We start from the raw sequence: 16320 nt of genomic DNA on the forward strand, positions 1-16320 counted from the left end.
TCCAGGCGAGCACCAACCGAAGGAACGGGATTCACGTGCAGGTACTTGTCCGCGACAACAACGTCGATCAGGCTCTCCGCGCTCTCAAGAAGAAGATGCAGCGCGAAGGCATTTTCCGTGAAATGAAGATGCGCGATTTCTACGAAAAGCCTTCTGAGAAGCGCGTCCGCGAAAAGGCCGAGGCAGTTCGCCGCGTCCGCAAGCTGGCACGCAAGCGCATGCAGCGCGAAGGCCTTCTGCCGGCAACGCCCCGTCCCGCGGTTGCCGCACGCCCGGCTCGTTGATCGGCCGTTTTTTGGACGTTTTCATGTGCTTATAGGCGGGGGCGACACGAGCGCCGCCGCTTTTTTGATTTGATCCGGACCCCAAAGATCGCTCCCCTGCTCCACATGAGGAAACGCGCCTGATGGCCGCCACGACTGCCGTTCTGAAAGATGGAAGCCGAATTTCCGGCCCAGCCCCAGCCGTTTCCCGCCCCGTTGGAAAAGCTCTTCTCCCCTTTGCCCTGATCGGCCTCGCTGCGCTTGCCGGCTGCTCCACGACCAGCACGACCAACGACATGATCACCGTGGACCGTGCCCAGGGTAGCGAAGAAAACATCTCCTCCCTGTCGAGCGTCATCCAGTCCAATCCGCAGGATCCGCAGGGCTATAACAACCGCGGCACCGCGTATGGCCGCGCCGGCGACTTCCGACGCGCGTTGGACGATTTCAGCCGCGCCATCCAGATCAATCCGCAATTCTACCAGGCTTATGCCAACCGCGCGCTCGTCTACCGCAACATGGGCAAGCCCGTTGATGCGGCCAATGACTACAACCGCGCCCTGCAGATCAATCCCAACTACGACGTCGCCTATATCGGCCGCGGCAATATCTATCGCCAGGCGGGTCGCCTGAACGAAGCCTTCAACGACTTCAGCCGCGCCATCGAGCTTGGAACGACCGATGGCCGTGCCTGGCACAATCGCGGCCTGATCAACCAGGCCCGCGGCGACCACGGCAAGGCAATCGACGATTTCGCCAAGGCGATCTCGCTTTCGCCCAATTCGGCCGAGCCCTATAACGGCCGCGGCGTGTCCTACCTGGCGATGAACGATCTGGACAATGCCTTCGCCGACTTCAACCACGCGATCGAGCTGAACGACAAGCTGGCCGAGTCCTGGACCAACCAGGCGCTGGTTTACGAAGCACGCGGCGACCGTGCCCGCGCCTATCGCTCCTTCTCGCATGCCGTGCGCCTTGACCCCCAATACAAGCCGGCCCAGGACGGCTCCGCGAGAACCCGCGGCAACGCCTGAGAGCGACAGCACCGGCGGCAGACCAAAACTGCCACCGGCAAAGGCCGTGCATTTACCTGCATACGTGTTGCGTGATCCTGCTCTCCTGAAATAGGCTTTAGGCCAGTTCGAGAGGAGAATGGGCTGCATGGCCAAACAGGTCACGGTTATCGGCGGCGGCATTATCGGTGCATCCATCGCCTGGCATTTGACGGTTGCGGGCGCCCGTGTGCGCCTCGTCAGCGAGACGCCCGGCGGCGTCGCCACACCCAATTCCTTCGCCTGGATCAATGCCAGCTGGGGCAATCCCCTCGACTATTTCAGGCTGCGCACCTGCTCCATGCGCGAATGGACCAGACTGGCCGACGCAGTTCCCGACATCCCCTTATCCTGGCAGGGCAGCATCTGCTGGGACATGACCGACGACCGGCTGCTCGCCTATCTCGATCAACACACCGCCTGGGGCTACGACATCCGCAGGATCGACTCCGCAGAGATCGCGACGCTTGAACCCGCTCTTGAGGCCGTACCTTCCTTTGCATTGAATGTGCGCGAAGAGGGCGTGGCGGAGCCGCTTGCTGCGACACATGCCTTGATTGCCGATGCGCGTCGTCGCGGACTGGATCTGATCGAGGGCATCCACGTCACCAGCCTTCGCAAAAGGCCGGGTAGCATGGATATCGTTCTGGCAGACGGTGAGACACTCCAGGCCGAGCATGTCGTGCTGGCCGCCGGCGCCGGGACTGCGGCGCTTGCAGCGACAATCGGCATCGAGGTTCCGCTGGAGACACCGCCCGGGCTTCTGGTGCATACCAAGCCAGTGCCGCCTATGCTGAATGGCCTGCTGCTCGCACCGGAACTCCATCTGCGCCAGACGACGGAAGGGCGGCTGGTGGCCGGCACCGACTTCGGAGGCATGGACCCGGGCGCTGAGCCGCAACGCGCCGCACAGGAGCTCTTTGCCAAGATGCAGCGCTTCGTGAAGGGTGGCGCCGAGCTGGAAATGGATTTCTTCACCGTCGGCTACCGCCCCACCCCACGCGACGGCTTCCCAATCGTCGGCAACGTGCCCGGCATCGACGGGCTTTATCTGGCCGTCACCCATTCCGGCATCACGCTCGCCCCGGCGCTTGGGGCATTCGCTGCCGCCGAAATTCTGGAAGGAACCGAGGAGCCGCTGCTGGCACCTTATCGCCTGTCGCGCTTCTCTCAATCAGAATCCTCTGCACCCACTCAGATATAGAGCGCCGCCATCTTCCGCCAGGCACCGGCGCGGTGCGCCCGTCCCTGCCAGACATGCAGCTGGTGATGCACGCCCTTACCCGCCAGGATGGCGCTCAGATGACGGTTGTTGTCGAGGAAGGGATCCTCGTCGCCGACCGTCAGCACGATCTCCATCTGCCGCAGCCGGTCTAGACGCCAGTCATCCTGCAGATTGGGCAGGAAGTGCGACGGCATGCGGAAATAGATGCTGTCGTCGTAATAGCCGTTGAAGAGATCGCCGAAGGATTCCACGTTGAGCGTCAAGTCGTAGCGGCCGGAAAAGGCGACCAGCTTGCGGAACAGGTGCGGGTGGCGGAAGGCAAGGCTCGCGGCCTGGAACGCGCCGAGGCTGCAACCCTGAACGATCGTGCAATCATGGCCGTTCTTCTGCGCCATCAGCGGCAGCACTTCGTTCAGGATGTAATCCTCAAACGCGGCATGCCGCGCGATCCGCGCTGCCGCATGGCTGCCGAAGCCGTAGAAGCTCTCGTTCGCCAGCCCCTCCACGCAGTAGAGCTGCAGCTGTCCGGCCTCGATCTTGTCCTTGAGGGTCCCTACGATGCCAAGCTGCTCATACTCGAAGAAGCGGCCGTCCCGCGTCGGAAACATCAGCACCTTGGCACCGGAATGGCCAAAGACGAGCAATTCCATCTCGCGATGGAGCCGATGGCTGTACCAGCGATGATATTCGCGGTTCATCAGGCCTTGAAGAACTTTCGGAGCTTGTTGTTGAGCAGGGCATTTTGCGAAGCGCTGCCAGGATAATCGAAATGGCCGGCGTCGAGGATGAAGTTTTCGTTAAATTGTGATGGCACCGCATTGGCGATGGCGAACTGGCAGGGCGGCGCCACAGCCGGATCGAACAGGGCGACGCTCAGCAGCATGGGCACGCTGATCCTGCCGGCAGCGACGGCCGCGTCGTGAAGGCGCAACGTCGGAAGCGCATTGCCGAACTTTGCCTGGTAGCGCTGCACCGCCTGCGCACTGCCGATGCTCGGCAATTTCAGCCGCAGGTCCTGGGCTCCGAAGGTCGGCAACGACAAGTGCCCCCGGTCGATGCGGAGGTCGAAAGGGATGGCAAGCCCGCCGATACCGCCGCCGAAACTGATGCCGCTATAGCCGATATGCCCGGCAATGCGCGGATAGAGCAGCGAGAGAACGGTAACGGCGATCCACAGGTCCTCGACGCAGCCGCCGATGATGTAGCGCTCCGGCTTGTCGATATCGTGCAGGACATGAAACGAAGGGTCGGAGGATATCGGTGGGCGGGCGCTGCGTGACATGCCGCGAAAGCAGGGAAACAGGATGGCCGTGTCTTCCACCGGAAGATCGAAATTCGGCGCATCCCGGCCGCCATAGCCGTGGCCGACGACGAGACCGCGCTTCAGTTCGCCGCGTTTGGGCAAAAGCAGCCAGCCGCCGATCGGAAAGCCGCCGCTGGACCTGTAGCTGATATCGAACACCTGCCATCTGGCATGGGTGAGCTTGCTCTCTCTCAGCGAAGGCTGCGGATCGACCGTCAGCGCGCGGACGTATTTATCCTTCCAGAAGGCATCGAAACCCGCCGGCGCCGTCGGCGGCTCGACGCACCGCAACTGCTCCAGCGTCAACCCATAGGTCGGGTCGAAGTCGAAAGGATATTTGGTCGGGATGGTCATGAAGACTTTCGCAGCGGATTAATTATGGACAATCCTTCTATCTGCATGCCGTCTTGAAGATCTTCGGTGAAGAGCACGTCGCAGCCGCTTTCGAGAGAAGCGGCGAGTATCATCGAATCATAAATTGAAAAGCCGTAGCGTTCCGCAATTTCCAGGCCTCTTTCATGAAGAGTAACGGTCAACGGTACGACTGTTAGCAGTCCTTGCACGGTCGACAGGAAATCGCGGGTCTCCGCCCATGAAAATTGCAGCTTCCGCCTGGCTACATGCGCGAACTCGTTCAGGACCTGAACGCTGATCGTGCCGCCGAGACTGACAGCTTTTTCGGCCGCTTCCGCCTTCTCTACCTCGCCTGAAGCGAGGTAGAGAAGAATGTTGGTGTCGTAGAAGTTACCGGGCATTCGCCTCATCTCGGTCGAAGACGAAGTCCTCGGGTAGCCGGCCGCGGAATTTCCGCAACCGTTCGAGAAGCTCTTCCCGGCCGGGCTTGCGCATTACCTCGAATTCGCGTGTATCGACAGCACGAATCTGGATCTCGTCGCCTTCCTTCAAGTCCAAGGCTTCGACCACAGAAGAAGGTAGCCGGACAGCCAGACCATCGCCCCACCTTGAAACCTGCATGCGCCGCCTCCTTGGGTAGAGATTAGAATATATCTTAGCGGCGACGCCCCCTGCAACCGTCTCAGCGCAGAAGGAAAACGCCGGCCGCACCAAGAACGAGGAAGATGACGAGGCCGCCAAGAAGACCGGCGCCGCCAAAGAAACCTGCCGCCATGGCGACCATCAGGGCTACGAGCTGGATCGTTCCCCATTTGGCACCGGCGAGAAACATTTCATAGGTCTTCTCGTGTTCGGCATAGTCCATCTGAGCTCCCGTTTCCACCGGCCCGCTCTGGTGATTGTCCATAGTCCATCTCCTCACAAAAATCCTGGCACACGCCTGATCAGGGCGTCCGGCCGCACATCCGCTCTCTCCAGCCCTTGCCGGAGAATCCCTTGCGCAGACGCCGAAGACCGCTTTCAGCGCTGACACAAAAAATCGGAAAGCGCAATGGCGCACCTTGTCTCGCCCCCGCTTCAACTGCATTCCGACGCTGCCTCACCGGCCTGCCGCGAGGGACTGGCGCGACACCTGTTCCGCTGCAAGGCGGGCGATCTGTTCGCCATCGACCGGCCGGGAAAACACGAAACCCTGGATCAGGTCGGCAAAGCCATATTCTGCGATCAGGGCAATTTGCACCTGCGTCTCCACGCCCTCCAGCACCACGATCATGCCGAGTTCGCGCGAGAGGTGGACGATGCCGCGCAGCAATTTCAGCTTCCGCTCGTCCTCGGTGATGTTGGTCACGAAGGTTCTGTCGATCTTGACCATATCGACGGGCAACGTGTCCAAATAGCTGAGGCTGGAAAAGCCCGTGCCGAAATCGTCGATGGCGATGGTGACGCCGCTTGCCCGAAGCCGGCCGAGAATGCTCCTGACCACGACCGGCTCGTCCATGAAGCAGCTTTCCGTCACTTCGAGATGGAGGCGCCGGGCATCGAGCCCATGGCGCGCAAGCGTCTCCGCCACGTAAGCGACGAGGTCGTCATTGCGCAGATCTTCGATCGAGACATTGACGGAAACGGTCATGAAGGCCGGCCATGATGCGCAGGCGCTGCAGGCGCGGTCGAGCACGAAACGGGTGATGTGGGAGACCAGGCCCATGCTCTCCGCAAGCGGAACGAAGATATTCGGTCCTACCCAGCCTCGCTCGGGATGCGCCCATCGCACCAGAGCCTCGCAGCATTCCATCCGCGATCCGTCCGGCCGGTACATGGGCTGGTAGACCAAGGTCAGATCGCCCTGGTCCAGCGCCTGGCGAAGATCTGCCCTCAGGCTCTGCTCGTCCACATAGCGCTCGTCCATTTCTGGACGAAACAGCGTGAAGGCGCCGTTGCCTGTGGATTTGGCCTCATTGAGCGCGAGATCCGCCTTTATGTGCCAGGCATCGAGGTCGAACGCCCCGGCCGGCAGGATCACGCAGCCGCCGTTCAGAAAGACGCTGAGCTTGCGGTCCTTCACGGCGTAGCTACCTTCGATATCCCGATGAATACTGCGCATGCGCTGCTCGATCGTCTCGTGATCGCCGGTGACGAAGAGAAGGAATTCGTCGCCAACCAGGCGTCCGATCAACAATTCTTCTTCCGGCATGCGCTTGAGGCGGGCTGCGATCGCTGCAAGCAGGCCGTCCCCGACCGCATGGCTCTGCATGTCGTTGACATGTCTGAAGCCGTCTATATCGAGGATGGCGAGGCCTGCCAGCAGTTCGGGGTCGGCGGCGCTCAATCTTTGCGCTGCGAGCGTGCCGAAGTAATCGCGATTCGGCAGACCGGTCAGAGCATCGTACCGGACGAGGTGAAGTATCCTTTCCTCCGCGGAAACCCGGTCGGTGACGTCCTCGAAGATCATCACCACGCCACCATCGGCCTGATGGCTCACCGAAAATTCCAGAGACCGTTCCGTGCCGAAGGCGAGGATCATTTTCCCCGAGGCGCCGCCGGCCAGCCGCTCGATCCGGTCGAGGGTTGCAGGCGATGGCGGAAAAACACTCTCCCGCAATGCCGGCAGAAATAGCGAGCCCTTCAGATCCCTCTTCTCGTCAAGGCTCAACAAATCATAGGCGCGACGGTTGATCGCCTGCACCCGGCCTTCGGCATCCAGTATGATCAACGCGTGTGCCGTAGTGCTCAAGGCAAGATCGAGCTGCCCGGAGAGCTTCACCATCTGCCGGGCGGCAAGCATGTTCTCCGACAGGAATTCCCGCACGCCTTTCGCCATGGATTGGGTGGTGAACCCAAAGGGGATGAGCATCAGCGACATCCCTATCAGGGCAATATTGCCGCTAAAAAAACAGCCGACCATGACGGGAAGGCAGCAGCCGACAGTCTGGATCGCCACTGCGCGGCCGGACCCGTAATTGCGGCCGATCACCGACACCACCGCCCCCATGGTGACGGCAATCGAGATGAACACCGCCGTCGTCTCCCGCAGCACCGCCACGGCATAGCCGCTGCTGATGCCGAGCAGCACGGCCGTCAGTGCCGCGCCATAGACATAGCGCGTTTCCCAGGCACGGATCTCCGGCAGGGTAAGACGTGAGCGATCCACCTGGTCGAAGCGGTGAAACCAGTAGAGCCGAAAGAAAAAGACGAAGATGAAGGCGGCGATCAGGAACAGAAAGAAGCGCGATCCCGTATCGACATAGATGAACACGCAGGACAGGAGGTAAATCGCCATCCCGGCAATAAGAGCGCCCCGGTTACCGAAAAGCGACGTGACGAAGGACAGGTATACATCCGTCGCCCCCGCTTTCGCATCCGCTTGCTTCATCGGGTTCCAATTCCTGCGATACGCGGCGACATTGAAGCAAACCTTTTAAAAATTTACATCGCATAGAACCATCCGCTTCCGTTTTAGGAAAGATCGGGATGTCTCTGGTGTACCGAAACAGAATGACTGGAATCTCGAGAAAGAACAGCTGCCTTTTCGGATAGCACAGGTCCTTACCTTCTGTGGGAATCCCTGTACTACAAGGCTGCGGCCGGTCCCGTCGCCGTTTATGGACTTTCCTTTTTCAAGGCCTTGGTTTACATCGCCAACAGGACGGGCGGGAGAAACGAGACCCGTTCCCACTCGGGGGACCGATGTCAGCTCTGTTGAAACTCAGCGGTTTCATCGACCGCATTAGCGAAGTCGTAGGAAAATTTGCCGGATATCTAGTGCTCGCGTGCTGTCTGATCAGCGCCGGCAATGCCTGTATCCGCTATGCTTTCAACTATAGTTCGAACGGCTGGCTGGAAATCCAGTGGTATCTGTTCGCCTTCATCGTTCTTCTGGGTGCATCCCATACGCTGCGGCTGAACGAACATGTACGGGTCGATCTGATCTATGGCGCCGTATCCGACCGGGCGCGGCTGTGGATCGATGCCATCGGGCTTCTGATCTTTCTCATTCCAGCCTGCATCTACCTTGCCTGGCTCTCCTGGCCCTTCTTCACGGCGTCCTTTGCGCAAGGCGAGGTCTCGTCCAATGCCGGCGGGCTCATCCGCTGGCCGGTAAAGCTCATCATCGTCTCGGGCTTCGTGCTGCTGGCGCTGCAGGGCCTGTCCGAACTCATCAAGCGCGTTGCCGCGCTGACGGGCGTCCTCCAGGTCGACACCACCTACGAAAAGCCGCTGCAATAAACATCAAGACGATCGGGGGATCAGTCGCTCATGTTCGAATATGGCATAATGCCGCCGGCAATGTTCCTGGGCATGATCATCTTCATGCTCTACGGCTTCCCGGTCGCCTTCTCGCTTTCCGCCGTCGGCCTCTTCTTCGGCCTTCTCGGCATTTTCACTGGCCATTTCGAATATGCCTTCCTGCAGGCCCTGCCGTTCCGAATTTTCGGCATCGTTTCCAATGACCTGCTGCTCGCCATCCCGTTCTTCACCTTCATGGGTGCGGTACTGGAACGCTGCGGCCTTGCCGAGGATCTTCTCGAAGGCACCGGCAAGCTGTTTGGCGCCATTCCGGGCGGCCTTGCCTATGCGGTGATCCTGGTCGGCGCAATTCTAGGCGCCATCACCGGCACGGTGGCAGCCTCGGTCATCACCATGGGTGTGATTTCCCTGCCGATCATGCTGAAATACGGCTACAGCCCGCGGCTGGCCACCGGTGTAATCGCCGCCTCCGGCACGATTACCCAGGTCATTCCCCCGTCGCTTGTGCTGATCGTTCTGGCCGACCAGCTCGGCCGCTCCGTCGGCGACATGTATCTGGGCGCTATCGGGCCTTCGATCCTGCAGGTGGTCATCTTCCTGCTTTACATCCTCGCCCTGTCGATCTTCCGGCCGAAGGACGTTCCGCCCCTGCCGCTCGAAGCGCGCGGCGAGATGAACATGGCGCTGGTGATGCGGGTGCTCTGGGGCATGGTGCCGTCGATCGTGCTGATCTTCCTCGTGCTCGGCACCATCTTCATGGGCCTTGCCACGCCGACGGAAGCCGGTGCTCTCGGCGTCGTCGGAGCCATGGCGCTCGCTGCTCTCCACCGACGCCTCACCTGGGATCTGATCAAGCAGGGCATGCACTCGACCATGACGATCACCTCCATGGTGGTCTTCATTCTGGTCGGCGCCACATGCTTCAGCCTCGTCTTTCAGGGCATGGATGGCGGATTGTGGATCGAATATCTGCTGAAGCACGTGCCGGGCGGCGTGGTCGGCTTCCTGATCTTCGTCAACATCTTCATCTTCTTCCTGGCCTTCTTCCTGGATTTCTTCGAGATCGCCTTCATCGTGCTGCCCATGCTGGCTCCAGTGGCAAGCGCGCTCGGCATTGACCTGATCTGGTTCGGCGTGCTGCTCTGCGTCAACATGCAGACGAGCTTCATGCACCCGCCCTTTGGCTTCGCCCTCTTCTATCTGCGCTCCATCGCGCCGAAAACGGTGAAGACCAAGGACATCTATCTCGGCGCCATTCCCTGGCTCTTCATGCAACTAATCCTGGTGGCGATCATCATTTTCTGGCCGCAATCCGTGACCTACTGGCTGGACAAGGCGCCGGACGTGGACTTGAACACGATCAAGATCGAGATACCGGGCTTCGGCAACAGCAGCGGCAACAACCAGATGCCGAATTTCGGGCTGCCGCCGATGGATGGCGCGCCGGCGCAACCCGGACAGCCGAGCCAGCCGGCCCCGGGGCTGCCGGGCATGCCGAATTTCGGCGAGCCTCCGAAGATCAATCCCTGACCGCCGCTTCTCTTGTCAGGATGACGACCAAAGAGTATATTCGGGGTGGAAGGCAGAGTTGGCGCTCTGCCCTCCGTTTGCTTAGCCTAGGAATCTGAACCGGACAGCTATTGACCAGCTTGTCCGGTTTTTCCTAGACGTCAGCGTAATGCTCAATGGTTTCCACATCGCATCACCCTCCGGTTCGATGGCAAGGCTTTTGCCTAAGTCGGTGAAGCCTGTCTTCACCGATGCTCCGGCTGGCCGCGGAGCGCTCTGCTTCTGCTCTCGAACGCCGCAATCATAGAAAATCACGTGGCGTTGTCGAGAAGGTGCAATCCGCGGCAAACATAAAATTTCCCCTATACAAAAATCCCGGATCTTTCGATCCGGGATTTCTATAGATAAATCCTGATAAAGCTCAGAGCTTCCCGTTACGCTGCTGGATCATCATGAATGTGTCGTAGGTATATTCGGACAGCTGCATCCAGAGATAGGCTTCTTTCTTGAAGGCGACCTGATCCTCATAGATCTTCTTGAACCATTCGTTCTTGGCAGAAATCTCCTTGTAGACCTCCAGGGAGGCGTTGTAGCAGGCTTCGAGGATATCCTGGCTGAAGGGCCGCAGCGTCGTGCCCTGGGATACGATCTGCTTGATCGCCGTCGGGTTCTTCGTGTCGTACTTGGCCATCATGTTGGTATTGGCAAAGGCGCAGGCATCGGTTAGCGCCGCCTGATAGGCTGGCGGCAGGCTGTTCCACTTGTCGAGATTGACGAAGGCATGGATCACCGGGCCGCCTTCCCAGAAGGCCGGGTAGTAATAATACTTGGCGACCTTGTAGAAGCCGAGCTTGTAGTCGTCGTAAGGTCCGACCCATTCGGCCGCGTCGATCGTGCCTTTTTCGAGCGCCGGATAGATGTCGCCGCCGGCAATCTGCTGCGGCACGGCGCCAAGCTTTTCCAGCACCCGGCCGGCAATCCCGGCAATGCGCATCTTCACGCCCTTGAAGTCGTCGACAGTGTTGATTTCCTTGCGAAACCAGCCGCCCATCTGGGCGCCGGTATTGCCGGCCGGCAGGCCGTAGATCTTCTGCGTGGCGTAGAACTCGTTCATCAGCTTATTGCCATTGCCCTGGTAGAACCAGGCATTGTTGAGCCGCGCATTGAGCCCGAACGGAATGGCCGTGCCGATCGCAAAAGTCGGATCCTTGCCGACGAAATAATAGGAGCAGGTGTGGCACATTTCGACCGTCGCGTTGCTGACGGCATCGGCCGCCTGCATGGCCGGGACGATTTCCGCCGCCGCGAAGGGCTGGATCGTGAAATTGCCGTCGGTCGCGGCAGCGACATGCTTTGAAATATCCTCGGCGCCGCCATAGATCGTGTCGAGCGACTTCGGAAAGGACGAGGTCAGCCGCCAGCTGATCTTCGGGTTTGCCTGGGCAATGGCCGGCGCTGCAAGCGCCGTGGCCGCAGCCGCGCCCGCCCCTGTGACGGCGGCTTTTCTGAAGAATGTACGACGATCCATGCAAAACCTCCCATTGAAGACAAACCGCAGGGTCCTCTTGGTTCCCACTCCCCCGGCGTGTTGAGGAAAACATGTTGCCCCACGGCTTGCAAGCACCGGCTGTGCCTCTTCGAAAGGAGAGACCGCCATTGTGGCTTAGACTTTGGTCGGGAGGCTGTCGCCGACTGCGGACCTCACCGCGCTCGGAAACTGCGGACGATGAGTGTGCATGTCCTTGCAGGCCGCTTCCTTTGGAGGTGATCATGCTGTTGAAGACAGAACGTCCCGTAGGAACAAGCCGGGAAATGTGTTACGTGCCGGCCGACAACGACAACAGGAGTATAGTGGTGAGCGCACCAACCGTAGCGGATGCTACAAACCACATCTATGAATCGCTCCAAGCGAACAATGCCGATATTGATGAGAATATTGCGGCTCTTAAGGCAGCGTTGACGCGGGAGGGCTTGAAAGAGGCCGTGTTCGACCCCGCAAGGCTCGTGCAGAACAACCGTTCTGGCAGAAAGCTAATGCAGGCCTATTTTCGGCAGCGTGGCGTCACTGTCAAATTCTCGGCTTCGTGAAACTTCCTTGTGACGTGAGCCTGGGGTCAACCTAAAGAGACAAGTCCAAAGCTAACGTCCCGCGTTTCCGATGACCGTCCCTCCCGACCGGCCGTGATGCCGCAACAGCATGCTTGACTTGGGACCGCCCGCAGCGTCACAAAGTGGCTTCGCCGATGCTTCCGGAGACCCGCATGCCCAAGCCCTTCATCGCCCTTCCCGCCGATATCCGCGAGATCGACGGCGCCGTCTGGCACGCCTCGCCCAACCAGTATCTGAAGGCGGCGATGAATGTGGCGGAGGTCAATGCCTTCATCGTGCCCGCCTTCGAGCAAGGCATGGACATCGACGCAGTGCTAGACCGCGTGGATGGCGTCTTGATCACCGGCTCGGCCACAAATGTGCACCCCTCGCTCTACGGCAGGCAAGCCACCGAGAAGGACGGCCCCTTCGATCCGGCCCGCGATGCGACCTCGCTGCCGCTCATACGGCGGGCGATCGACCGCGGCGTTCCGCTTCTGGCCATCTGCCGCGGCATACAGGAGTTGAACGTGGCGCTGGGCGGCACGCTCGCTTCCGAGATCCAGGAACAGCCGGGTATATGGGACCACCGCAAGCCGGATGTGAAGGAGCGCGACGACATGTACGCGATCCGTCAACCCGTTTTCGTGGACGAGGGCTCCTGCATCGCCCGCTATCTGGGTCTTGCCGGCGAAATTCAGGTCAACTCGCTGCACCGCCAGGCGATCGCCGAGACCGCGCCGCGTTTGAAGGTGGAAGCTCAGGCGCAGGACGGCACGATCGAAGCCGTCTCCGTTGTCGATGCCCGGAATTTTGCAGTTGGCGTCCAGTGGCATCCGGAATATTGGGCGGAGACGGACAGCGTGTCACGCGCCCTCTTCCATGCGTTCGGCGATGCGGTGCGCGCCTATGCCGCCAGCAAGATTCGAGCCAGTGCGGCCGCGTAAGGCTTTTCAGGCTCGCGGACGGTAGAGCCCGGTCGATTGACGAATGCGCATTTCGGGCTTGATCAGGTGGATGCCGTCCGGCTCATGGCTTCCCTCCAGCCGATCCAGCAGCGCCCGGGCGGCAAGCCGCCCCACCTCCGCCTGACCGTTGGAGACGGTGGTGAGCGACGGCGTCGAGATCGAAGCCTGTTCGAGATCGTCGTAGCCGGTGACGGAAATATCGACGCCGGGTACGAGACCTGCACGCGCCACGCCGTTCATCAGGCCGATGGCCACCAGATCGTTCCAGCAGACGGCAGCCGTCGGCTTTTGCGGAAGCGACAGAAAGTACACCGCCGCCTCGAAGCCGCCCTGCATGGTGCGGGGACCGGGAATGCGCAGGTTCGCATCCACTTCGATATTGGCCCTGTGCAGCGCGTCCACATAGCCCTGGTAGCGGTCGCGCCCGGTAGAGGTCTGGTCCGTGCCGCCGATCATGGCAATCGCGCGGTGGCCGAGGCCGATCAGATGATTGGTCGCCAGCGAAATGCCGTAGCTGTCGTCGCCGCGATAGGTCGGCAGATCCACCCCCTCCATCGAGCGGGCGACGAGAATGGCCGGCATGCCGTTCTGTTCCGCCAGGCGCACATCCTCAATGGGGGTCCCGATGGCCGGCGACATGATGACGCCATCGCCGCCGAGCTGCAGCAGGGTCTCGATGAAGGTGCGTTGCTTCTCGACGGAATCATAGTGGTTGGACAGGATGAACGTGTGCCGGCTACGGTCGAGTTCGGTTTCGATCGCCTTGAGGATTTCGCCGTAGAAGGGGTTCATGATGTCGTGCACGACGACGCCGATAATGCCGGAGCGCGAGGTGCGCAGGCTGGCGGCGCGACGATTGTAGATATAGCCGAGCGCCCGCGCCTGTTCCTTGATCTTCTCGCGCGTATCATTGGCAACGAGCGGGCTGTCCCGCAGGGCAAGCGAAATGGTCGCAGTCGAAAGGCCCAGACTTTCCGCAATCGTTGATAGCTTGATCTTCTGCGCCATGTTCCCCCCATGTCCGCGCGACGCTTTCTGCGCCGAATTAAAAATTTAAATAAACAATTTAATCCGATGCGACAATAGTGTGACAAGCAGATTGAAGGCTACGGTGTTCAGCCTTCTTCCTGCGCAGAATGCAGATTCTGGTCGACCGCCTTCAGCAGCTTGAGCAGGGTGCGCACCTCCTTGTCGGAAAGGCCCTGGGCCGCCAGCGCTCCGCATTGGGAAACGGAACGGCCGATCTGCTCGACGCTCTGGCGCCCGGCTTCGGTCAGATGAACCTTGGTAAGCCGGCCGTCGGCACCATCTGCCCGCCGCTCCAGGAAGCCTTGCGCCTCCATCCGGCCGATTGTGCGCGTCATGGTGGGTGCCTTGACGCCAAGCCGCACGGCGAGCTGCCCAGGCGTCATGCCGTCTTCTTCGGCAAGCATCTGGATGACACCGTCCTGACCGGCATACAGCCCGCTTTCCGCAAGACTGCGGCTGAGCGCGGTGCGCAATGAGCGCGCCGTCTGGGTGATCACTGGTCCGAGATCGACCGCCGACAGGCTGCCGCTCTCCTTTTTCTTGCCCAGCTTGAGTTTTTTCTCGCCCTTTTTCTTGCTCATCGCTCCAACCGTTTTGCCCGCCGCCACAAAGCAGGATAGCTTCGCTCCGCTATCACTACCCAAAGCCGGAAATTGCCGCCAGTGCCGAATCCCTTGCCTTATTATCATGACAATGACCCGACGCTGCCATCCCTGGAAAGACAGGAGTGGATCGCGGTCCTGCCGTTCGGCGCCCATGAGCAGCATGGACCGCATCTTCCCTTCGAGACGGACACGCTGATTGCAGAAGGGCTTGTGGCCCGGATCGTCGCGGCTTTGCCCCCGGAGCTGCCGGTGACCTTCCTTCCCGTCGAGCCGGTCGGCTACTCGATCGAACACATGGATGTCGAGGGCACAAGGACGCTCACCTTCGATGAAGCCGTGAGCCGCTGGCTGAAAATCGCCGCCGACCTGAACGAAAAAGGCATCCGCAAGCTGGTGCTGCTCAACGCGCATGGCGGCAATTCGCCCCTGCTGACCATCGTGGCAACGGAAGCGCGGGTGCGTTTCGGCATGTTGGTCATCGCCACCAGTTGGACGCGGTTCGGGCAGCCGGAGGGCTGGATGGAGCCGGAAGCGAAGGCGATCGACATCCATGGCGGCGACATCGAGACCTCCGTCATGCTGGCGCTCTGGCCCGGCCGCGTCGATATGGCCAAGGCGGAGAACTTCCCCTCCCGCCAGAGCGAGTTCGGCCGCCGCTTCAGGCACCTGCGCGCTTATGGCCCGCACGCTTTCGGCTGGAAGATGTCCGATCTGAACGAACAGGGCGTGGCAGGCAACGCAGCAGCGGCAACGGCCGAACGGGGCGAACAACTGGTCTCCCATGCGGTAAGAGGGATCATCGAACTGCTTGAGGACGTGGCCCGGTTTGATGTTTCTGCGCTGACATAAGCTCGCTTGTTTCGAGCTGCCCGATGCCACATATTGCCTTGGGTTATCGCCAGAAAAAGGAAGGCGAACATGCGAATATCCGTTGCAGAAGCCGAAGGTAAGCTCACAGAATTGGTGAAGCGAGCCGAGAGCGGCGAAAAAGTCGTTCTGACGCGCGATGGCGATCCCCTGCTGGAACTGGTGCGTATTGCGCGCACTCCGTTGCTTCCGTCGGAGCGGCGCAAGGTTTTCGACAAAATTCGCGACAGCAAACAGGCATGGTCGCCGGAGTTCGAGACCGACGCTGCACACAGCCAGGATTTTTTGTATGACAAGGACGGTCTACCAGGATGATTGTCGTCGATACGTCGGCGTTGATCGCAATCGTCAAACGCGAACCGATGGCAAGCCTCTGCTCTGAAATTCTGATATTTGAACCCACTGTGATCATATCGGCCGGCACATTGGTTGAGGCACGCATCGTTGCTGTACGCGGCGGACGCGAAGATGCGCTGGATGAAATCATCGCCGCATCTATCGACAAGGTCATACCAGTCACTGAAGACCGCGCTCGGTTCATCTCAAATGTCTATTGGAACTGGGGCAAGGGATTTCACAAAGCTTCCCTCAACTTTGGCGACTGCTTTGCCTACGCCACCGCAAAGGAATTCGATTGCCCTCTCCTCTATATCGGCAACGACTTTTCGCAGACCGATGTGAAATCGGCTATCCCAGCCTCATCCCGCTGATGTGATCTTATAACATCAAAACCCTTTGAACTCGTCCTGGCTTGTCCTTATATGAAGCCGACACGCTTCCGCGCTCCAAGGCGCTCCACGTCCCGAGGTTTT

19 protein-coding genes are annotated in these 16320 nt (G+C 60.2%); 10 read left to right on the forward strand and 9 right to left on the reverse strand.

Annotated elements, in window-relative coordinates:
* The first annotated feature begins 35 nt into the window (after positions 1–35).
* The 3 genes from rpsU (at position 36) to EPK99_RS11145 (ending at position 2519) form a co-directional block, all read left to right on the forward strand.
* Entirely contained in the window at positions 36–284 is a 249-nt protein-coding gene (rpsU, locus tag EPK99_RS11135; protein WP_128443087.1) for a 30S ribosomal protein S21, read from the forward strand.
* Between the two features lie 122 nt (positions 285–406).
* The gene (locus tag EPK99_RS11140) at positions 407–1297 is read left to right on the forward strand and encodes a tetratricopeptide repeat protein (protein ID WP_128443088.1); all 891 of its coding nucleotides are present in this window, start codon (positions 407–409) and stop codon (positions 1295–1297) included.
* Between the two features lie 127 nt (positions 1298–1424).
* Positions 1425–2519: an NAD(P)/FAD-dependent oxidoreductase gene (locus EPK99_RS11145; protein WP_128443089.1), complete on the forward strand. Its 1095-nt coding sequence runs from the start codon at positions 1425–1427 to the stop codon at positions 2517–2519.
* Here EPK99_RS11145 and EPK99_RS11150 read toward each other — a convergent pair.
* The 6 genes from EPK99_RS11150 to EPK99_RS11175 form a co-directional block, all read right to left on the reverse strand.
* A complete protein-coding gene (locus tag EPK99_RS11150) occupies positions 2510–3238 on the reverse strand; it encodes an esterase family protein (RefSeq protein ID WP_128443090.1) in 729 nt (242 codons plus the stop codon). The genes EPK99_RS11145 and EPK99_RS11150 overlap by 10 nt on opposite strands.
* On the reverse strand, positions 3238–4197 hold the full coding sequence (locus EPK99_RS11155) for an acetylxylan esterase (protein WP_128443091.1): 960 nt from the start codon (positions 4195–4197) through the stop codon (positions 3238–3240). Before EPK99_RS11155 ends, EPK99_RS11150 begins: the two co-directional genes overlap by 1 nt.
* Positions 4194–4598 carry a PIN domain-containing protein gene (locus tag EPK99_RS11160; RefSeq protein ID WP_128443092.1) on the reverse strand — a complete coding sequence of 135 codons (405 nt, stop codon included), beginning with the start codon at positions 4596–4598 and terminating at the stop codon, positions 4194–4196. The genes EPK99_RS11155 and EPK99_RS11160 overlap by 4 nt, the downstream gene beginning before the upstream one ends.
* A complete protein-coding gene (locus EPK99_RS11165) occupies positions 4588–4818 on the reverse strand; it encodes an AbrB/MazE/SpoVT family DNA-binding domain-containing protein (RefSeq protein WP_128443093.1) in 231 nt (76 codons plus the stop codon). The genes EPK99_RS11160 and EPK99_RS11165 overlap by 11 nt, the downstream gene beginning before the upstream one ends.
* A 61-nt stretch (positions 4819–4879) precedes the next feature.
* On the reverse strand, positions 4880–5104 hold the full coding sequence (locus tag EPK99_RS11170) for an aa3-type cytochrome c oxidase subunit IV (RefSeq protein ID WP_128443094.1): 225 nt from the start codon (positions 5102–5104) through the stop codon (positions 4880–4882).
* A 192-nt stretch (positions 5105–5296) separates the two neighbouring features.
* Entirely contained in the window at positions 5297–7567 is a 2271-nt protein-coding gene (locus tag EPK99_RS11175; RefSeq protein WP_128443095.1) for a putative bifunctional diguanylate cyclase/phosphodiesterase, read from the reverse strand.
* A 314-nt stretch (positions 7568–7881) separates the two neighbouring features.
* On the opposite strand from EPK99_RS11175, the gene EPK99_RS11180 reads away from it, so the two are divergent.
* Positions 7882–8421 (forward strand): TRAP transporter small permease subunit, encoded by a 540-nt coding sequence (locus EPK99_RS11180; RefSeq protein WP_128443096.1) that lies wholly within the window; start codon positions 7882–7884, stop codon positions 8419–8421.
* A 30-nt stretch (positions 8422–8451) separates the two neighbouring features.
* On the forward strand, positions 8452–9972 hold the full coding sequence (locus EPK99_RS11185; protein ID WP_128443097.1) for a TRAP transporter large permease: 1521 nt from the start codon (positions 8452–8454) through the stop codon (positions 9970–9972).
* 400 nt (positions 9973–10372) lie between these two features.
* Here EPK99_RS11185 and EPK99_RS11190 read toward each other — a convergent pair whose 3' ends face one another.
* On the reverse strand, positions 10373–11479 hold the full coding sequence (locus EPK99_RS11190) for a TRAP transporter substrate-binding protein (protein ID WP_128443098.1): 1107 nt from the start codon (positions 11477–11479) through the stop codon (positions 10373–10375).
* A gap of 323 nt (positions 11480–11802) precedes the next feature.
* Between EPK99_RS11190 and EPK99_RS11195 the strand changes: the two genes are divergently transcribed.
* Positions 11803–12039: a hypothetical protein gene (locus EPK99_RS11195; RefSeq protein WP_128443402.1), complete on the forward strand. Its 237-nt coding sequence runs from the start codon at positions 11803–11805 to the stop codon at positions 12037–12039.
* A 173-nt stretch (positions 12040–12212) separates the two neighbouring features.
* On the forward strand, positions 12213–12986 hold the full coding sequence (locus tag EPK99_RS11200) for a gamma-glutamyl-gamma-aminobutyrate hydrolase family protein (protein ID WP_128443099.1): 774 nt from the start codon (positions 12213–12215) through the stop codon (positions 12984–12986).
* A 6-nt stretch (positions 12987–12992) separates the two neighbouring features.
* Here EPK99_RS11200 and EPK99_RS11205 read toward each other — a convergent pair whose 3' ends face one another.
* Together EPK99_RS11205 and EPK99_RS11210 are read right to left on the reverse strand one after the other, a co-directional pair.
* Complete coding sequence (locus EPK99_RS11205) at positions 12993–14015, reverse strand: LacI family DNA-binding transcriptional regulator (RefSeq protein WP_128443100.1); 1023 nt, start codon at positions 14013–14015, stop codon at positions 12993–12995.
* 107 nt (positions 14016–14122) lie between these two features.
* The gene (locus EPK99_RS11210) at positions 14123–14617 is read right to left on the reverse strand and encodes a MarR family winged helix-turn-helix transcriptional regulator (RefSeq protein WP_128443101.1); all 495 of its coding nucleotides are present in this window, start codon (positions 14615–14617) and stop codon (positions 14123–14125) included.
* 81 nt (positions 14618–14698) lie between these two features.
* On the opposite strand from EPK99_RS11210, the gene EPK99_RS11215 reads away from it, so the two are divergent.
* The 3 genes from EPK99_RS11215 (at position 14699) to EPK99_RS11225 (ending at position 16218) form a co-directional block, all read left to right on the forward strand.
* Positions 14699–15490 (forward strand): creatininase family protein, encoded by a 792-nt coding sequence (locus EPK99_RS11215; RefSeq protein ID WP_128443102.1) that lies wholly within the window; start codon positions 14699–14701, stop codon positions 15488–15490.
* Between the two features lie 69 nt (positions 15491–15559).
* Entirely contained in the window at positions 15560–15823 is a 264-nt protein-coding gene (locus EPK99_RS11220; protein WP_128443103.1) for a type II toxin-antitoxin system Phd/YefM family antitoxin, read from the forward strand.
* The gene (locus EPK99_RS11225) at positions 15820–16218 is read left to right on the forward strand and encodes a type II toxin-antitoxin system VapC family toxin (RefSeq protein WP_128443104.1); all 399 of its coding nucleotides are present in this window, start codon (positions 15820–15822) and stop codon (positions 16216–16218) included. The genes EPK99_RS11220 and EPK99_RS11225 overlap by 4 nt, the downstream gene beginning before the upstream one ends.
* Positions 16219–16320 lie beyond the last annotated feature (102 nt).

The organism is Neorhizobium lilium (genome assembly GCF_004053875.1).
Taxonomy (GTDB): domain Bacteria; phylum Pseudomonadota; class Alphaproteobacteria; order Rhizobiales; family Rhizobiaceae; genus Neorhizobium; species Neorhizobium lilii.

Bases quoted from the DNA above. Each gene is read 5' to 3' on its own strand.
- EPK99_RS11165 (WP_128443093.1), bottom strand. From the start codon at position 4,818: ATGCAGGTTTCAAGGTGGGGCGATGGTCTGGCTGTCCGGCTACCTTCT.
- EPK99_RS11220 (WP_128443103.1), top strand. From the start codon at position 15,560: ATGCGAATATCCGTTGCAGAAGCCGAAGGTAAGCTCACAGAATTGGTG.
- EPK99_RS11140 (WP_128443088.1), top strand. From the start codon at position 407: ATGGCCGCCACGACTGCCGTTCTGAAAGATGGAAGCCGAATTTCCGGC.
- EPK99_RS11205 (WP_128443100.1), bottom strand. From the start codon at position 14,015: ATGGCGCAGAAGATCAAGCTATCAACGATTGCGGAAAGTCTGGGCCTT.
- EPK99_RS11175 (WP_128443095.1), bottom strand. From the start codon at position 7,567: ATGAAGCAAGCGGATGCGAAAGCGGGGGCGACGGATGTATACCTGTCC.
- EPK99_RS11150 (WP_128443090.1), bottom strand. From the start codon at position 3,238: ATGAACCGCGAATATCATCGCTGGTACAGCCATCGGCTCCATCGCGAG.
- EPK99_RS11160 (WP_128443092.1), bottom strand. From the start codon at position 4,598: ATGCCCGGTAACTTCTACGACACCAACATTCTTCTCTACCTCGCTTCA.
- EPK99_RS11155 (WP_128443091.1), bottom strand. From the start codon at position 4,197: ATGACCATCCCGACCAAATATCCTTTCGACTTCGACCCGACCTATGGG.
- EPK99_RS11180 (WP_128443096.1), top strand. From the start codon at position 7,882: ATGTCAGCTCTGTTGAAACTCAGCGGTTTCATCGACCGCATTAGCGAA.
- EPK99_RS11225 (WP_128443104.1), top strand. From the start codon at position 15,820: ATGATTGTCGTCGATACGTCGGCGTTGATCGCAATCGTCAAACGCGAA.
- EPK99_RS11170 (WP_128443094.1), bottom strand. From the start codon at position 5,104: ATGGACAATCACCAGAGCGGGCCGGTGGAAACGGGAGCTCAGATGGAC.
- EPK99_RS11210 (WP_128443101.1), bottom strand. From the start codon at position 14,617: ATGAGCAAGAAAAAGGGCGAGAAAAAACTCAAGCTGGGCAAGAAAAAG.
- EPK99_RS11190 (WP_128443098.1), bottom strand. From the start codon at position 11,479: ATGGATCGTCGTACATTCTTCAGAAAAGCCGCCGTCACAGGGGCGGGC.
- EPK99_RS11145 (WP_128443089.1), top strand. From the start codon at position 1,425: ATGGCCAAACAGGTCACGGTTATCGGCGGCGGCATTATCGGTGCATCC.
- EPK99_RS11200 (WP_128443099.1), top strand. From the start codon at position 12,213: ATGCCCAAGCCCTTCATCGCCCTTCCCGCCGATATCCGCGAGATCGAC.
- EPK99_RS11185 (WP_128443097.1), top strand. From the start codon at position 8,452: ATGTTCGAATATGGCATAATGCCGCCGGCAATGTTCCTGGGCATGATC.